This is a genomic window from Oerskovia sp. Root918, assembly GCF_001428945.1.
Classification (GTDB): domain Bacteria; phylum Actinomycetota; class Actinomycetes; order Actinomycetales; family Cellulomonadaceae; genus Oerskovia; species Oerskovia enterophila.
This window is the reverse complement of sequence record NZ_LMJG01000012.1, coordinates 299029-315326: the sequence shown is the minus strand read 5'-3', so window position 1 is coordinate 315326 and position 16298 is coordinate 299029. Positions and strand designations below refer to the sequence as shown.

The 16298-nt window shown below is 72.1% G+C and carries 9 protein-coding genes; all 9 read right to left on the bottom strand.

All coding sequences use genetic code 11. The features are described 5' to 3' along the window. Window positions 1–337 precede the first annotated feature (337 nt). The 9 genes from araA to ASE27_RS10775 all read right to left on the bottom strand — a co-directional run bounded on the left by araA (window position 338) and on the right by ASE27_RS10775 (window position 16238). Window positions 338–1846 carry an L-arabinose isomerase gene (gene araA, locus ASE27_RS10815; RefSeq protein WP_056649696.1) on the bottom strand — a complete coding sequence of 503 codons (1509 nt, stop codon included), beginning with the start codon at window positions 1844–1846 and terminating at the stop codon, window positions 338–340. 93 nt (window positions 1847–1939) lie between these two features. Continuing rightward, window positions 1940–2770 carry an L-ribulose-5-phosphate 4-epimerase gene (locus ASE27_RS10810; protein WP_082608802.1) on the bottom strand — a complete coding sequence of 277 codons (831 nt, stop codon included), beginning with the start codon at window positions 2768–2770 and terminating at the stop codon, window positions 1940–1942. 22 nt (window positions 2771–2792) lie between these two features. Beyond that, the gene (locus ASE27_RS10805; protein ID WP_056649692.1) at window positions 2793–4406 is read right to left on the bottom strand and encodes a xylulokinase; all 1614 of its coding nucleotides are present in this window, start codon (window positions 4404–4406) and stop codon (window positions 2793–2795) included. Between the two features lie 164 nt (window positions 4407–4570). Then, window positions 4571–5641: a LacI family DNA-binding transcriptional regulator gene (locus tag ASE27_RS10800; RefSeq protein ID WP_235534328.1), complete on the bottom strand. Its 1071-nt coding sequence runs from the start codon at window positions 5639–5641 to the stop codon at window positions 4571–4573. Further along, window positions 5638–6495, bottom strand: coding sequence for a pyrroline-5-carboxylate reductase (proC, locus tag ASE27_RS10795; protein ID WP_056649686.1), 858 nt, complete (start codon window positions 6493–6495; stop codon window positions 5638–5640). Before proC ends, ASE27_RS10800 begins: the two co-directional genes overlap by 4 nt. A gap of 125 nt (window positions 6496–6620) precedes the next feature. Next, window positions 6621–7310, bottom strand: a complete 690-nt coding sequence (locus ASE27_RS20240; protein WP_056649683.1) for a hypothetical protein — start codon at window positions 7308–7310, stop codon at window positions 6621–6623. Between the two features lie 123 nt (window positions 7311–7433). After that, window positions 7434–10676 carry a family 43 glycosylhydrolase gene (locus ASE27_RS10785; protein ID WP_235535417.1) on the bottom strand — a complete coding sequence of 1081 codons (3243 nt, stop codon included), beginning with the start codon at window positions 10674–10676 and terminating at the stop codon, window positions 7434–7436. A 195-nt stretch (window positions 10677–10871) separates the two neighbouring features. Next, entirely contained in the window at window positions 10872–15440 is a 4569-nt protein-coding gene (locus tag ASE27_RS10780) for an Ig-like domain-containing protein (RefSeq protein ID WP_235535416.1), read from the bottom strand. A gap of 243 nt (window positions 15441–15683) precedes the next feature. After that, window positions 15684–16238 carry a potassium channel family protein gene (locus ASE27_RS10775; RefSeq protein ID WP_082608800.1) on the bottom strand — a complete coding sequence of 185 codons (555 nt, stop codon included), beginning with the start codon at window positions 16236–16238 and terminating at the stop codon, window positions 15684–15686. Between the last annotated feature and the right edge of the window lie 60 nt (window positions 16239–16298).

Genomic DNA, 16298 nt, shown 5'->3' with positions numbered 1-16298 from the left:
GAAAGAGCGCGGAGACCTGGACCTTTGCTCCGGCGGCTGATCCTCGTGCCGCGTCGGAGACGCCGCGAGGCGAGGGGGCGGCGCAGGGCGCCGCGCGGCGCGAGGTCCGCACGGGACGTCGACGGGCGTCGGGAGCGCCGGCGGGCAGAGCGCCCACCCGGTGGCGCCCCCGACCCCGACCCGGCCGGGCCGATCCGCCGCCCTGCACCCCCCAGGGGCAGGACGGCGGGTCGGCCGCGGGGGCCGCGGCAGGAGCCCACGACGGGCCGTCAGGTCCGTCGGGGCCCCTCGCGCCGGCCGGGCCGCACAGGGCCCGTCCGCCGGGTCGCAGAGACGGTCAGAGCCCCTGCGCGACCCGGAAGTAGACCTGGTTCCAGCGCACCTGGTCGCGGAAGCCGCGGCGCGTCGTGCCCTCGTCGATCACGAGCAGCTCGGTGCGCGCGATCTCCGCGAAGACCTCGAACGCGTCGAGGCCCGCGGCGGTCGAGAGCACCGTGTGGTGGGCGCCGCCCGCGGTGAGCCACGCCTCGGCGGACGTCGCGAAGTCGGGGCGCGGCTCCCACACGGCGCGCGCGACCGGCAGGTGCGGCAGCGGGGCGCTCGCGGGGACGACGTCGACCACGTTGGCCGTGAGGCGGAAGCGGTCGCGCATGTCCGCGAGCGAGACGACGACGCCCACGCCGGGGTCGGCGTCGAACACCATGCGGACCGGGTCCTCCTTGCCGCCGATCCCGAGCGGGTGGATCTCCACGCGCGGGGTCGACGTCGTCAGGGACGGGCAGACCTCGAGCATGTGCGCGCCCAGGATCTTCTCGCTGCCGGGCGTGAGGTCGTACGTGTAGTCCTCCATGAGCGAGGCGCCGCCGGGCAGCCCCTCGCCCATGACCTTGGCGGCACGGACGAGCACGGCCGTCTTCCAGTCGCCCTCGGCGCCGAACCCGTAGCCCTTCGACATGAGGCGCTGGACCGCGATGCCGGGGAGCTGGCGCAGGTCGCCCAGGTCCTCGAAGTTGGTCGTGAAGGCCTTGGCGCCGACCGACTCGAGGAACGTCTCGAGCGCGATCTCCTGGCGGGCCGCGTAGCGCAGCGACGCGTGCCGGTCGCCGTCCTTGCGCAGCTCGGGGGCCACGTCGTAGAGGTTCTCGTACTCGGCCACGACGGCGTCGACATCGGCGTCGGACACCGCGTCGACGGCCTCCACGAGGTCGTTGACGCCCCACGTGTTCACGCTCACACCGAAGCGCAGCTCGGCCTCGGTCTTGTCACCCTCGGTCACCGCGACGTTGCGCATGTTGTCGCCGAAGCGGACCAGACGCAGCTCGTGCGTCGCGGCCCAGCCCGCGGCGCCGCGCACCCAGGAGCCCACGCGTGCGGTGACGGCCGGGTTGGAGACGTGACCGACGACCGTCGTGCGCGCCACCCCGAGGCGCGTCGCCATGTACGCGTACTCGCGGTCGCCGTGCGCGGCCTGGTTGAGGTTCATGAAGTCCATGTCGATCGAGTCCCAGGGGAGCTCGACGTTCGCCTGCGTGTGCAGGTGCAGCAGGGGCTTGCGCAGCGCGTCGAGGCCCGTGATCCACATCTTGGCGGGGCTGAACGTGTGCATCCACGTCACGACGCCGAGCACGCGGTCGTCCGCGTTGGCGTCGAGCATCGCGCGCCGGATCGAGGCCGAGTCCTTGAGGACGGGCTTCCAGACGACGTTCGCGGGGACGTCGGACGACGCGTCGAGGGCGCGCGCGACCTCCTGGGACTGCTCGGCGACCTGACGCAGGGTCTCGTCTCCGTAGAGGTCCTGGCTACCGGTGAGGAACCAGATCTCGCGGTCCGCGTAGGGCTTGCTCATAAGGTCCACATCTCTCGTGTCGGTGGGAACGGTCTTCGCGTCGGTGCGGAGCCGCAGTGCTGCTGGTCGTGCGGGGTGCGCGCCGGTGGCCCGTCAGCGCGCCGGCTGCTGCCCGTAGACGTGCTGGTAGCGCGCATAGAGCGAGTCGACGTCGGACTGCTCGATCCGGGTCGGGTCGCCGAGCTGGCGGCTGACGTGCACGGTCCGGGCGACCTCCTCGCACATGACGGCCGCCTTGACCGCCGAGCGGGCGTCCTTGCCGATCGTGAACGGGCCGTGGTTGCGCATGAGCACCGCGGGGCTGCGCGAGTCGCGCAGCGTCTCGACGATGCCGCGCCCGATCGAGTCGTCCCCGATGAGCGCGAACGGGCCGACCGGGATGTCCCCGCCGAACTCGTCGGCCATCATCGTCAGGACGCACGGCACGGGCTCGGCGCGCGCGGCCCAGGCCGTGGCGTACGTCGAGTGCGTGTGCACCACTCCCCCGACCTCGGGCATGTGGCGGTAGACGTAGGCGTGCGCCGCGGTGTCCGACGACGGCGCCCGGTCTCCCTCGACGAGGTTCCCGTCGAGGTCGCAGACGACCATCGACTCGGGCGTGATGTCGTCGTACGACAGCCCGGACGGCTTGATGACGAGCAGGTCGCCGAGGCCGTCGGTGGCGCCGGTGCCTGCCGCGCCCCCTGTGCTGTCTGGACCTTCGACGTCCCCCGCGCGCACGCGCTCGGAGACGTTGCCCGCGGTCCACACCACGAGCTCCCACCGGGGGAGCTCGGCGTGCAGCGCCGCGACGCGCTCCTTGGCGGCGTCGACCGCGGCACGCAGGTGGGCGGGGACGGTGCGGCCGGTCGGCGCGGTGGATCCCGCCTGAGCAGCGGGTTCGGCCGGCGCTGTCGCGTCGGTCGTCGCGGGAAGGGTGCTCATGGGTGGTTCTCCTTCGTCGGGGTCAGAGCGCGTCGACGGCCGCGCGCTCGACCGCGAGCCCGGCGTCGTAGCGGTCGAGGTAGGCCGCGAAGCCCGCGGCGTCGTCCGGGTCGGGGGCGACGGTGTCGAGCTCGGCCGTGGCGAACACGTGCTCGCGGAGGTAGGTGTCGAGGGTCTGCTCGTCGCCGGCCGCCACGGCGCGCGCGTAGGCCGCGAGCAGCGCGATGCCCCAGGCCCCGCCCTCCCCCGCGGTGCGTCCCACGGTCACGGGGGCGCCGATCGCCGCGGCGAGGAGCCGCTGGGCGACGCCCTCGGTCCGGAAGATCCCGCCGTGCGCGAACATGGCGTCGAGCGCGACGCCCTCGCCGTCGAGCACGCGCATGCCGAGGGCGAGCGTGCCGAACGCGCTGTAGACCTGCGCGCGCATGAAGTTGGCCAGGGTCAGCCGGCTGCCGGGCGTGCGGACGAACAGCGGCCGTCCCTCCTCGAGGCCCGTGATGGGCTCGCCCGACAGGTAGTTGTACGCGAGCAGCCCGCCGCCGTCGGCCTCGCCGTCGAGCGCGGCGCGGAAGAGCGCGCCGAACACGTCGTCGGCCGCGGCGGGCGTCCCGAGCGCGGCCGTGAGCTCGCCGAAGAGGTCGGCCCAGGCCGCGAGCTCGCTCGCCCCGTTGTTGCAGTGGACCATCGCGACGAGGTCGCCCGCGGGGGTCGTGACCAGGTCGAGCTCGTGGTGGCGGGTCGCGAGCGCGTGCTCGAGCACGACCATCGCGAAGATGCTCGTGCCCGCGCTGACGTTGCCCGTGCGCGGGGCGACCGAGCTCGTCGCGACCATGCCCGTGCCGGCGTCCCCCTCGGGCGGGCACAGCGGCACGCCCGGCAGCAGCGCGCCGCTGGGGTCGAGCCAGGCCGCGCCCTCGACCGTCAGGCTCCCGGCGTCCTGCCCGGCGACGAGGACCTCTGGCAGGAGGGACTCGACCGCGAGCCCGGGCCGTCGTACCCCGACGAGCTCGTCGAGCTGCGCGAGCATGCGGCGGTCGTAGGTCCGCGTCGTCGGGTCGACGGGGAACATGCCCGAGGCGTCGCCCACACCGAGCACCGAGCGCCCGGTGAGGATCCGGTGGACGTAGCCCGCGAGCGTCGTGAGCGAGGCCACCTGCGCGACGTGGGGCTCGTCGTCGAGGATCGCCTGGTACAGGTGGGCGACGGACCAGCGCAGCGGGATGTTGTGGTCGAACAGCTCGGAGAGCTCCGCGGCCGCCCTGCCCGTGGTCGTGTTCCGCCAGGTCCGGAACGGGACGAGCAGCTCGCCCTGCGCGTCGAACGCGAGGTAGCCGTGCATCATGGCCGAGACGCCGATCGCGCCGAACGTCGTGGGGCGCACCCCGTAGCGGCGCTCGACGTCGGCGACGAGCTCGGCGTAGCAGTGCTGCATGCCCTCGCGCACGGACTCGAGCGAGTAGGTCCACGTGCGGTCGGCGTACTCGTTCTCCCACTCGTGGCTGCCGCTCGCGAGGGGCGTCCCGTCCGGGCCGACGAGGCACGCCTTGATCCGGGTCGAGCCGAGCTCGATCCCGAGCGCGGTGTTCCCGGTGGCGACCGCCTCGCGGAGGTCGTCCACCCTGTCCTGCTGCACCATTGCTGTCTTCTCCTCGTCGCGTCGTCGCGCCTTGCCATGCCCTGCTTCTGAATGTTAGCGCTCACACGGAGTGGTGGCCAACCCCTCGGTGCAACCTCGTGGGGCGGACGGTGTCCGCGGGCGGCGCAGCACGGCACCACCCTCCGGTGGGCCCCGCGCCTGCCTCAGGCGCTCGGCGGTCCCGAGCTCGCCCGGACCACCAGGTCCGGCGGGATCTGCGTGGACTCGCGCGTGGACCCGGCGAACGCGTCGAGCAGCAGCCCCATGCAGCGCCGGCCCAGCTCGGCGAAGGGCTGGCGGACCGTCGTGAGCGGCGGGATGAAGTGGGCCGAGCCCTCGACGTCGTCGAACCCGACGACCGACACGTCGCGCGGGACCACGACCCCGGCCTCCCAGAAGGCCTGGAGCACACCGAGGGCGAGGTGGTCGTTGCCCGCGAAGACCGCGGTCGGCCCGTTCCCGTCCGCCACCCGGCGCGCGAGGTCACGACCGACGTCGTAGCCCGCGTCGGACGACCACGAGCAGCGGATCATCTCGCGGTCGATCTCCGGGACGCCCCGGGCGGCGAGCGCGTCGTTCCAGCCCTTGGCACGCTCGCGCGCGTCGAACCAGTCGAGCGGTCCGGCGAGGTGGACCACTGAGCGGTGCCCCAGGTCGAGCAGGTGCTCGGTGGCGACGCGCGCGCCGAGCCGCTGGTCGACTGCGATGGGCAGGATGCTCGCGGCCCCCGTCCCGGGCGCCCCCGCGTGCACCTCGTTCGGCTCGCGGGCCGCGATGAGGATGATCGGCACGGGCGCCCGGAACGAGTCGACCGCGGCCGCGACGTCCGTCTGGGGCGCGATGACCACGATGCCCTCGACCGCCTGGGCCATGAAGTGCTCGAGGACTGTGTGCATGGTCTCGGCGTCGTAGCGACGGATCGTCGCGACCGACACGAAGTACCCCTCCTCGCGCGCCGCGCCCTCGACCGCGATGAGGGTGCTCGTCGGCCCGTAGAGCGCCGAGCCCGTCGTGACCACGCCGATGGTCCCGGACCGCGCCGTCACGAGCGCGCGCGCCGCGCTGTTGCGCCGGTACCCGAGCGTCGCGATCGCGTCGAGGACCCGTTCGCGCGTCTGCGGGCGCACGCTCGGGTGGTCGTTGAGGACCCGCGAGACGGTCTGGTGCGAGACGCCCGCGAGCTCGGCGACGTCCGACATCGCGGGGGGTCGTGTGCGCCCCACGTCGGCGCTCATGCCTGCGCCTCCAGGGCTGCGGCGAGCTCCTCCGAGCGGTCGCGCGCGGCCTCGAGCGCCGTGAGGAACGCGGCCCTGACGCCGCCGTCGTCGAGCGCTCGCAGTGCCGCGACCGTGGTGCCGCCGGGCGAGGAGACCTTCTCGCGCAGGATGACCGGGTGCTCGCCCGTCTCGTCGAGCATGCGGGCCGAGCCCAGCACGGTCGCGGTCGCGAGCTCGAGCGCCACGGCGCGGGTCAGGCCCAGCAGGACCCCGGCCTCGGCGAGCGCGTCGACGACGTAGAAGACGTAGGCGGGCCCGGATCCCGAGAGCGCGGCCACGGCGTTCTGGTCCTTCTCGGCGACCCGGACCACGAGCCCGGTACGGCTCAGGAGCCGCTCGACGAGGGTCACGTCGTCGTCACCCGCTGCGGCGCCGCCGCTGACAGCGCTGACACCCGAGCCGATGACCGAGGGAGTGTTCGGCATGACGCGCACCACGGCAGTCCCTGCCGGGAGCCTGTCCTCGTAGAAGCGCGTCGAGAGCCCGACGACGACACTCACCACCACGGTCCCCTCGCCCAGGTGGGGCGAGACCTCGGCGAGCAGCGCCGCGACGTCCTTGGGCTTGACGGCGACCACGACGAGACCCGCCTCGCGCACCGCGGCGGTGTTGTCCGTCGTGGTCGTGACGCCGTGGCGCCCCTCGAGCTCCTGCGCCCTCTCGGCGCGACGCACGGTCGCGACCACGTCCGCGGGCTGCCACCCCGCACGGAGGGCTCCGGCGAGCACGGTCTCGCCCATGACGCCGGTCCCGAGGACCGCGAGACGGGTGGGGCTGCTGGGGCTGTCGACCTGGTGGGTCGTCGTGGACATCGTTGTTCCTGCTTCCTGGTCGTGCGTCCCGGCCCGGTGGGCCGGCCCTCCTGCAGCCCTCCGTGGGAGGCCCGCACGGCGTCGGCCGGTCGGTCGGACCGTCCGGCGCAGCGGCCCCTCGCGGGCTACAGCGGGAACGCTGTGTAGAACTTCTCGATCTGGTCGACGGGTCCCGTCGCCTGCAGCACGGCCGTGCCGTTGCGCCAGGTGACGGTCGCCGTCCCGGCTGCCGCGGCGACCGGGGTGACGGCATAGGTTCCCACGGGCTTGCCGTCGACCTCGACGTCGCCCGTGGTCGTGGGTTCGCCCCCCGCAGCCACCGCGGCCTCGAGCAGCTCGTCGTAGGCCACCTCTGCCTCGTCGTCGTTGCCCCATTGTCCCGCGAGGACCGTCACGGTGCTCGCCGCGTCACCCTCGCCGTCCGCGTAGGTCAGCTCGTGCCCCTCGATCGCCCCCGCGTCGCCGTACGCGTCGGTCAGCGCCTCCGACCGGAGCGCGAACTGGAGGACGGCGTCCGGGAGGACCTTGGCGAACTCGGTCGAGGCGGAACGCTCGACCGGTTCGATCGTGGGGGTCGGCGGCGCCTCGGTCACCGTGACCTCCGCAGGCGCCTCGGCCTCGCCCGCCCGGGCGAACCCCGGCCACACGAGAGCAGCGAAGCCCACCACGCCCGCGAGCAGGGCGAGCAGCACGCCCAGGGCGACGAGGCGCCGTCGGGCGTAGACGGCCGACGAGGGCGCGCGACCGTGCCTGCTGTCCCGCAGACCCGGACCGTCCTGCGACGCCGGGCGCTGCCGACCCGTCTGCTGGCTCATGACGCTCCCCTCGATCCGACCGGTGCTCGCGCCAGCCTATGGCGTGCCACGCCAGTGACCGCGCAGCCGCGCGGAAGCGTCGACCGCCGCGGCCCGGCGGGGGGCCGGGCCGCGGTGGTCGCCTCAGCCGCAGGCCAGGGCCGCGTAGGGCACCTCGGACGTGCTCGTCACGTCCTGGCCGTCGACCTGCCCGGTCGCGACCACCGTCACGACCCCCGCCTCGGCACCGGCGGAGCGGGCCGAGAAGGTCTGCGCCGCGGACTTCCCCGGGGCGACCCCGACGAACGACTTGGTGCCGAAGGGGGTCCGGACCTGCACCGAGACCGGTGCGGGCTCGTCGTTGACGACCCGCACCGCGAGCTGCGCGGTACCGTCCACGCACCTCGGGGTCGCCGTCACGCTCACGGCGACCTCGGGCGCCCCGGGACCGGTGCCCGGGTCGTCGGCCATGACCCGCAGCTCGGAGACCGCGACGGCCGAGTAGCTCGTCCCGTCACCGTCCGCGTGGATCACGGCGCGCAGCCGGGACGTGGTGACCCGGTCGAACGTCACGGTGTTGAGCGCCGTGGTGCTCGTGCCGTAGCCCGAGGGGTTCGCGACGTCCTTCCACGCCCCCTGTCCCGAGGCGTCCCAGTACTGCAGCGACCACGAGGCGGGCTGGGCCACCCCGTTGCCCGTCCCCTGCGGGGAGTCCTGCCAGAACTGGATCTCGGCCCCCGTGAGGACGATCGGCCGGGCCCAGTCGTACTGGAGCCACTGGCTCTCGGGACGCTCGCCCGACCACGTGCCCCAGAGCTGGCCCTGGCTCGGGTTGCTCGGCACCAGACCGTCGTTGATCGCACCCAGGGAGTTCCAGCCGGCGGTGTAGGACGCGCTCGGCGTCGCGATGGGCGCGACGTTGCCGGTCAAGGGGCCCGAGACGTCGGCCGCGATCGTGAGGCGCTGGGCCGTCCCGGCGTTGCCGGCCGCGTCGATCGCCCGGAACGACACGTCGTGCTTGTTCGAGTCCGGGGCGGCGACGGGACCGGTGTACTCGGTCCACGCGCCGGTCCCGACCATGTACTCGATGCGCGCCACTCCGGACGTCGCGTCGGTCGCGGTGACCGTGACCGTGCGGGCGGTCTCGTCGAGCACCCCGGTGCTGACAGGAGCCGTGCGGTCGATCGCGACGGTCTGGGTGCTCTCGGTCGAGACGTTCCCTGCGTTGTCCGTGGCGCGCGCGGCCACGACGTGCTGGCCGTCGCCGCCCACCGCGACGTCGACGAACCGGACGCTCGGTGTGCTCGACCACGCGGCGTCGTCGACCCGCGTGGCGAGCGTGACCCGGCCCCCGCCGTCGTCGGTGCCCGTGACCCGGACCGTGACGTCGGAGCGGTACCACCCGTTCGTGCCCGCCGAGCCGCTGACCGAGAACGCGACCTCCGGGGCCGTCTCGTCCCCCTCGGTGTCGGCCGGGTCCACGACGGTCACGGTGCCCGTGACCCGCCCGGCGGCATAGCCGAGCACCGAGCCCTCGACCGTGAAGGTCCCCGCCTGTGCCACCGAGGACGGGTCGACCGCGTCCCAGAACACGGGGAGCGCGAGCGTCTCGTCGGGGTCGCCGGGGTAGGTCGCCGTGACCGTGCCCGGCAGCTCGGCCTCGCCGATCTCGACCGTCAGGGCCGGCCCGTCGATCGCGGCGGGCTGGGCCGCGAGCACCTTCCACTCCTCGACCGCGACGCCCGAGAACGTGCTGCCGTTGGTCGAGGCGTCCAGGACGGCGCGGAGCTGGGTCGTGGTCACGGCGTCGAACGTCGTGCTCTGGAAGCCGTTGGTCGAGGTCCCGTAGGCGCTCGGGTTGCGGACGTCGGTCCACGCGCCCGCGGTCGCGTCCCAGTACTGGATGCGCCACGCGGCCGGAGCCGCGACGCCCACGCCCGTGCCCTGCGGCTGGTCGTTCCAGAAGTCGATCTGCGAGCCGTTCACCCGCACGGGCGTGGCCCACGTGTACTGGACCCACTGCTGGGCCGGGTTGTTCCCCGTCCAGGTGCCCCACATGTCCGGGGGCAGGGGGTTCGGGCGCACGATCTCGTCGTTGAGCGCCTTGATCCAGTACTGCGTGGGCACGGGGTCGTTCGACACCGTGACCCGGGCCTCCTGGGCGACGTTCGCGCGCGGGGTCCGGTCGGCCGTGCGGGCCGGGGTCGGCACGACCTTCTCGATCCGGGCCGGGGACCGGGAGTCGTCCCAGCGCAGCGTGTCGATCGCGACCGAGCGACGGAAGTGGTTCCCGCCCACGGCGTCGGCCGTGTGGTAGACCAGGCGCCACTCGCCGTCGTACTCGACGATCCCGGGGTGGCTCGTGGTCGAGGAGACCGGGTCGAGGATCGTCCCGCGGTACGTCCACGGGCCGGCGGGCGACGCGGCCGTCGCGTACCCGATGCACGCGTGGTAGTTCGCCGGGGTGCACGACGACGTCGCACCGGCGTTGTTCCCCGCGTACGCCATGTAGTAGGTCCCGTTGCGCTCGAAGGCCCACGCCCCCTCGAAGAATCCCGTCAGGCCGCTCACGGCAGTGACCGAGCCCACCGGGGTCTTCATGTCCTGGCCGAGCTCGAGCATGCGGAGGTTGCCGAAGCTCCCCCAGTAGACGTAGACCTTCTGCGACGCGCCCTCGCCGTCCACGAGGATCGTGGGGTCGATGTTGTGGATCGTGTTCGCGGTGGGCACCTTCTGCGAGATGATCGGCGCGCCCACGTGGTCCGTCCAGGGGCCGGTCGGCGAGTCGGAGACCGCGACCCCGATCCCGAACTTGTCCTCCGCGGTGCTCGCGGCCTCGTGCACCGGCACGTACCAGTAGTAGCGGCCGTCGGCACCGGGCACGACCTGGCCCGCGTAGGCCCGGCCCGGGGTCGCCCACGAGAAGACCTGCTCGGGACGCATGAGCGACGGGTGGTGCGTCCACTCGCCCGTCGATCCCGTGGCAAGGGCGTCGTCGGTCACGAACGCGCCCCACTCGTTCATGATGAAGTCGTTCGTGGTCGGGCCCGCCTCGTCGTGCCCCGTGTAGACGTAGAGCTGGTCCGAGGCCGTGTCGTTGCCCGGCGCACCTGCGGGCACCACGAGCGGCGCGGGGTCGGCCGAGTAGTACGAACCGTCGCCCAGGATCGGGTTGTGGGGGCTCGTGAAGGTGTACGACGCCGGGGCCGCGGCGGCCTGCGGGACGGGTGCTCCGCCGTCGGGCTGCGTGGCCGCGGTGGCCTGACCCGCGCCGAGCGCGAACGCGGTCGAGGCGACGACAGCCACGACGGCCGCTGCCGCGGTGACGGACGGGCCACCGCGCGCGGTCCTGCGCGGTGGTTCGAGGAACGATCTGGTGGGGCTCACGGTGCTCTCCGGTCTGCTCGGCCCACCCTCGCCGGGCGACCGGAGGGACACGTCGGCGTGTCCTCCGCGAGCGCCACCCGGGCGGGCAGGAGATGAGGGGCGCGCACCCCGAGGGTTCCCTCTCCCCCGGGGTGCGCGGTCTGGCACCGTCGGGGGCGGCGTTTGCAGCCGCCGCCCCCGACGGTCGTTCGCTGGCTACCCGCAGCTGACGGCGTCGAACGCCTGCTCGACCTCGGTCGTGACCTGGGCGCCGTCGACCGTCGCGGTCGCGACGACGCTCACGGCCCCTGCCTCGATCGCGTCCTTGCGGGCGCTGAAGGTCTGGCTGGCGGACTTGCCCGGCGCCACGCCGGCGAAGGTCTTGGCGCCGAACGGCGTCGTGACCTTGACGTCCACCGGGACCTCCTCGTCGTTCACGACCCGGACCGTGAGCCCTGCGACCTTGCCCACGCACTGCGACCTCGCGGTCACCGTGACCGCGACGTCCGGCTCGGGCTGGCCCTCGCCGGTGCCGACCGTGACGGTCGCCCTGGCCCGCTTGTCGGTGCCCTCGACCGCCCCCGTGACCTCGAACGTGCCGTCCTTGGCGTACTTCCCGGGCTCGACCGCGTCCCAGGTCACCGCGATCCCGCTCTGCTGCGAACCGTCGTTGTACTGGACCGTGACCGAGGCAGGGAGGACCGGCGCGGTACCGACCGCGGTCGAGACCGCGGTGTCGGCGATGGTGTTGATCTGGACGGCGTCCGGGCCACGCACCCAGACGGTCGCCTGGGCGACCAGGGTCGTCCCGGACACGAAGCCCTGGACCGTGAAGTCGCCGATCTGCTCGACCTGCGCCGCGTCCACGGCGCCCCAGGCGACACCGTTCTCGACGACCGAGCCGTCCGCGTAGGTCACCGCGACGGTGCCCGGCAGCTGGGGCAGGGTCCCGACGGCGGTCCGCACGTGGACGTCCGCGGCCGAGACCGCGGGAGCCGCGAAGACGCGCCACTCGGACACGCCCACGGCAGAGTTGCTCGTGCCCGCTGCGTTGGGCAGGGCGGTGAAGACGGCACGCAGCCGGCTCGTCGTGACGGCGTCGAACGTCACCTCGTTGGTCTTGAGGCGCTCGGTACCGTACGCCGACGGGTTCGTCACGTCCTTCCACGCGCCCCCTCCGGCCGCGTCCCAGTACTGGAGCTTCCACGCCTTGGGCACGGCCACGCCGTCACCACCCGTTGTCGTGTCGGTCCAGAAGTCGATCGACGCCTTGTCCACCCGGACGGGGGCCTCGAAGTCGTACTGCAGCCACCGGCTCGCGGGGCGAGAGCCCGACCAGGTGCCCCACAGGTCCGTGCCGGCACCACCCGTGAAGAACGACGGCTTGCCGTCGTTGACCGCGTCGACGTTGTTCCAGCCCGCGGTGTAGTCCGCGGTCGGGGTGGCCGTGGAGGCGACGTTGATCTCGCCGTCCGAGAGCGCGGTCGCCTGGACGACGACGTCCTTGGTCGACGTGAGCTCGCCGTCCGACACCGTCAGGCGCAGGGTGTAGGCGCCGGACTTCGTGAAACGCACGACCGACGTCGTGGCCTTCGGGTTGTCGAACACCGCGCTGCCGCCCTCGGGAGCCGCCTCGACGGACCAGCCCGACGTGATCTGACCGTTCGGCAGACCGTCGTCCTGGGCGGTGCCCAGCAGGCGGGCCGAGCCGGCCTGGTTGTACGTCGAGTCCGTCCACGCGTCGGCCTTGGGCGCCTGGTTGGTCGAGGCGGGCGCCTCGACCCCGGTCGAGAAGGCCTGGACCTCCTTGATGCCGGTCCTGGTGCCCGCCGCGTGGGTCACGGTCACGCGGAGCTTCGAGGTCGTGACCTCGGGGAACTGCACGTGGTTGAAGTTGCCCTGCGGGAACAGCGGGGCACGCGACTGCGCCGGCACGGGCTTCCACTGCGTCCCGTCGAGGTACTCGACCGTGTAGAGAGCCGGGGCCGAGTAGCCCGCGACGGTCGCGGTCGAGGACGAACGGTAGAAGTAGACGCGCACGTCGTCGACCTTCTGGGCCGAGCCCAGGTCCACCTCGAGCGAGTCCTTGGCGTTCGGCGAGCCCGCGGTGCCCCAGAAGGGCTCGTTGACCGTCGTGCCGTCGACGGCGCCTGCCGGACCACGGCCGTTCGCGGAGAACGAGGCCGTGACGGGCTTGCCCTGGGCGAGGTTCGTCGAGCCGGCCGAGGCCGGGGAGACGTCGGCGCCCGCCTTGGCCATCATGTCCACGACGCGAGCGTCCGCGGCGAACACGACGTCCTGCGGAGCCTGGACCCGACGCTGCTCGGCCGTGGTCACCGTGACGCCGGCGGGGGCGTCGACCGTGCCCGTGGACGGGTCGTAGGTCACGTGCGCGAGCTCGTCGACCGTGAACGCGAGCTCACCGTCGAGGAAGACCGAGTACCCCTCGGGGACGTCGGCGCCGTAGTGCTTCTCGCCGCCCGGCGCGTCCCACGTGATCGTGAGGTCCTTGTCGCGGTAGCGGACGTTGTTGACCGTGAAGTGGTCCCAGTCGATGTCGATGGGGGCGAGCTCGATCTTGTCGTCCGAGCGCGGGCGCAGGCCCATCGCGTCCTCGATCATGGTGAAGTTCGTCGTGCCGAGGATCGTGTGGTGGATCCACGAGCGGTAGCCGATGTTCTGCGGGTCGGCCGTGCCGTTCGACCAGAACTCGTTCTGGTCCGGGTACCGGTTGTCGCCGTTGTTCTGGTAGTGCGACCAGGCGTTCCAGTAGAGGAGCTTCTTGTAGAGCTCGGCGTCCACGTAGTCGTTCGGGTAGTCGCGCAGGACGCTCGAGAGCATGCGGAACGACACGGTCGAGTTGATGACCGAGAAGTTGTTGCTGCCCGGTCCGCCGTAGGCCGCCTGGTCCGCCTGGTTGGCCGTGAAGAACGGGAAGACGGGGTACTGCTCGTCGTCCGCGAAGAGACGCAGGGCCTCGACGTACGGCTGGTCGTAGTCCGCGTCACCCGGCTTGGGCATGAGGCCCACGCTGAACGGGTAGTAGTTGTTGATCTCCTTCCACGGCACCAGCGCGTCGGTCGCGACGTGACGGTGCTTGAGGAGGTTGCCCTTCAGGCCCACCTCGTCGGGCGTCTCGCGCGCGGGCTCCCAGAGGTACTCCAGGACGGCTGCCTTGATCTGCGCGGCGAAGGCGTCCATCTCGGCCGCCTTGGTCTCGTTGCCCGCGGTCCGGTAGGCCGCGGCCGACGCCTTGGCGTTGGAGTACAGGTAGGCGTTCTCGGTGCGGTCCATGTTGCCCGCGCGCCAGTGGAACGACACCGCGTCGGCGTCGTTGCCCGTCATGGCGCCCCAGTTGTACTCGATGAGGCCGTTGCCGTCGTTGTCGAAGGAAGCCTGCAGGTCCTTGACGTCCCGCTCGGCGTACTGCGCCAGGTTCTGGGCGATCACGGTCGGTCCGCCGTGCAGCTGGTACGAGCGCCACGCGGCCTCGGAGATGTACTGCGTGTAGCTGTTGGACCAGTTCGCGGGGTCACCCGGGTTGTCGACGTACTTGCCGCTCTTGGCGACCTCGCCCGCGGAGACCCAGGGGCCGTACGAGTAGACGGGGTCACGGAAGTACTTGAGGTCGTCGATGAACATGCCCGTGGTCAGGACGATGTTGTTGTTGTAGCCCAGCACGCCCTCCATCGAGGTGGGGAACTGGAAGTCGTTGCCCGGGATGTTGGCGTCGAGGAAGTTGAAGCGCATCAGCCACCAGCGGTAGAAGAGCGTCTTGTCGATGTTGTCCTCGGGCGTGTCCAGGTAGGGCACGTTGTCTGCCCACCACTGGTTGTAGGCCGTGACGTGCGCGGTGTAGGCGGCCCCCGGGGTCGCCGCGCGGAACGCGTCGTAGTCGGTGCGCGACTCGGGGATCTCCTCGGTGACGAACCCGAGCTGGACCTTGGTGCTCGCCGAGCCCGTCGCGGGGACGTCGAGCGTGCGCGTGATCGCGCCGTCGGCCGGGGAGAAGCCGTCTCCCGAGAGGCGCGGGAAGACCGTGGTCAGCTTGTTGAACGCCTGGACCGAGCCCGTGAGCTCGTCGCCCTCGGGGGTCTTGGCGAACGACGACGCGGCCGAGATCCGGACCTGCTTGGCCGTGCCGTTCGTGCTCGAGACCGTGAGGTTCGTGACGGCCACGTTGGCGTCGGTGATGAACTTGGTCTGCACCACGCGCAGGCCCTGTGCGGTGTTGTTGAACGTGCTGCGCCAGTAGCTGGGGGTCTGCTTGCGGGCCGACGCGTCCTCGGTGAGGGTCACGTTCGACCCGTTGACGTTCACCGTGATGGTGTACGCACCCTGGCCGCCCGCGAGCGACTCCCAGTACGCGACCTCTCCGCCGAAACCGAGCGTGGCGGGCTGGTGGGTCTTCATGAAGACCGCACGGCCACGGCTGAACAGCCACTGGTTCGCGTCGCCGTTCGAGCCGCCCGGCGTGTTGCCCGTGCGGGCGAGCATCTTGTCGATCCAGAAATCCTTGTCGGTCCCGCTCCCGGCTCCGGCCGCGACGTCGGCGTCGAAGATCGCCTGGAGCTGGTTGCGCACGTGGTAGCCGGTCCCCTCCGCAGGGACGGGCTTCGCGTCCCCGCTGAACACGGGGTACCCCACGTCCGCGTTCGGAGCGGCCTGGGCCAGCGAGGGGACGATGAGTCCCGTCGTGGCGACGGCAAGGGTCAACGTGCTCGCGATCGTCAGCCGGGCTCTGCCGCCCGGGACGTGCTGGGGTCTGGTCGCTCGCTTCTTCACGGGCGTACACCTCTCCTCGTCGAGATGGTTCGGTCCCCGGAAAGATGGCACACAGAAACGCTGAACGCAATGGTTTTCGGTGATTGGTCCGGTTCTGCTTGCTTGATATGAGCGCTCACATGCACCCCTGCCCAGGCTGTGACCTGCGGCGATGTGCTGGAAGAGCGTCTTGGGAGCGTCACAACGGCGCTCAGCGCCGAAACTTTGCCGGTGTGTTTTTTCGGTGGGCCCCGCGTCGTTGCGTCAGCGCTCGTGAGGTCCGGCCGCGGACTCGCCGGGCTCGCCGTGGGCCTCACGCCACCGTGCGCGCGACTCGAGCCGCTGGGTCGCGACCGCGACGAGGATGCCGATGACCGCGAGGTCGAACAGGATCTGGACCATCGTGACGACCCGCGCCGCCTGCCCCACCGGGTGGATGTCCCCGAACCCGACGGTCCCGAGCGTGACGACCGTGAAGTAGAGGGCGTCGGTGCGCGTCTCGATCCCGACGAACTCCGCGTCGCTGTGGATCGCGAGGAGGTAGTAGGCGATCGCGAAGAAGATGATGATGGGCGACAGCAGCCCGACGACCGACTGGACCCGCACGCTGGGTTCACGGCCCGCACGCAGCTGGCGGCGCACCTGGAACGTGACGAGGTAGCAGAGCCCGACGAACCCGACCACGAAGAACAGGATCTGCGTCCACTCACGCTCGGAGTCCCCGAGGGGCACGCCGTAGAAGAGGAGCAGGCACGCCGCGAGCGAGCCGAGGGTGGTGATGACCGTCCACCACGGGCTGTCCTTCCGGAGCCGTCGCATGGGTACATGATGAGCAGCCGCGCTTCAGCGCGCGACCGGACACACCTGCGCTCGCCGGAC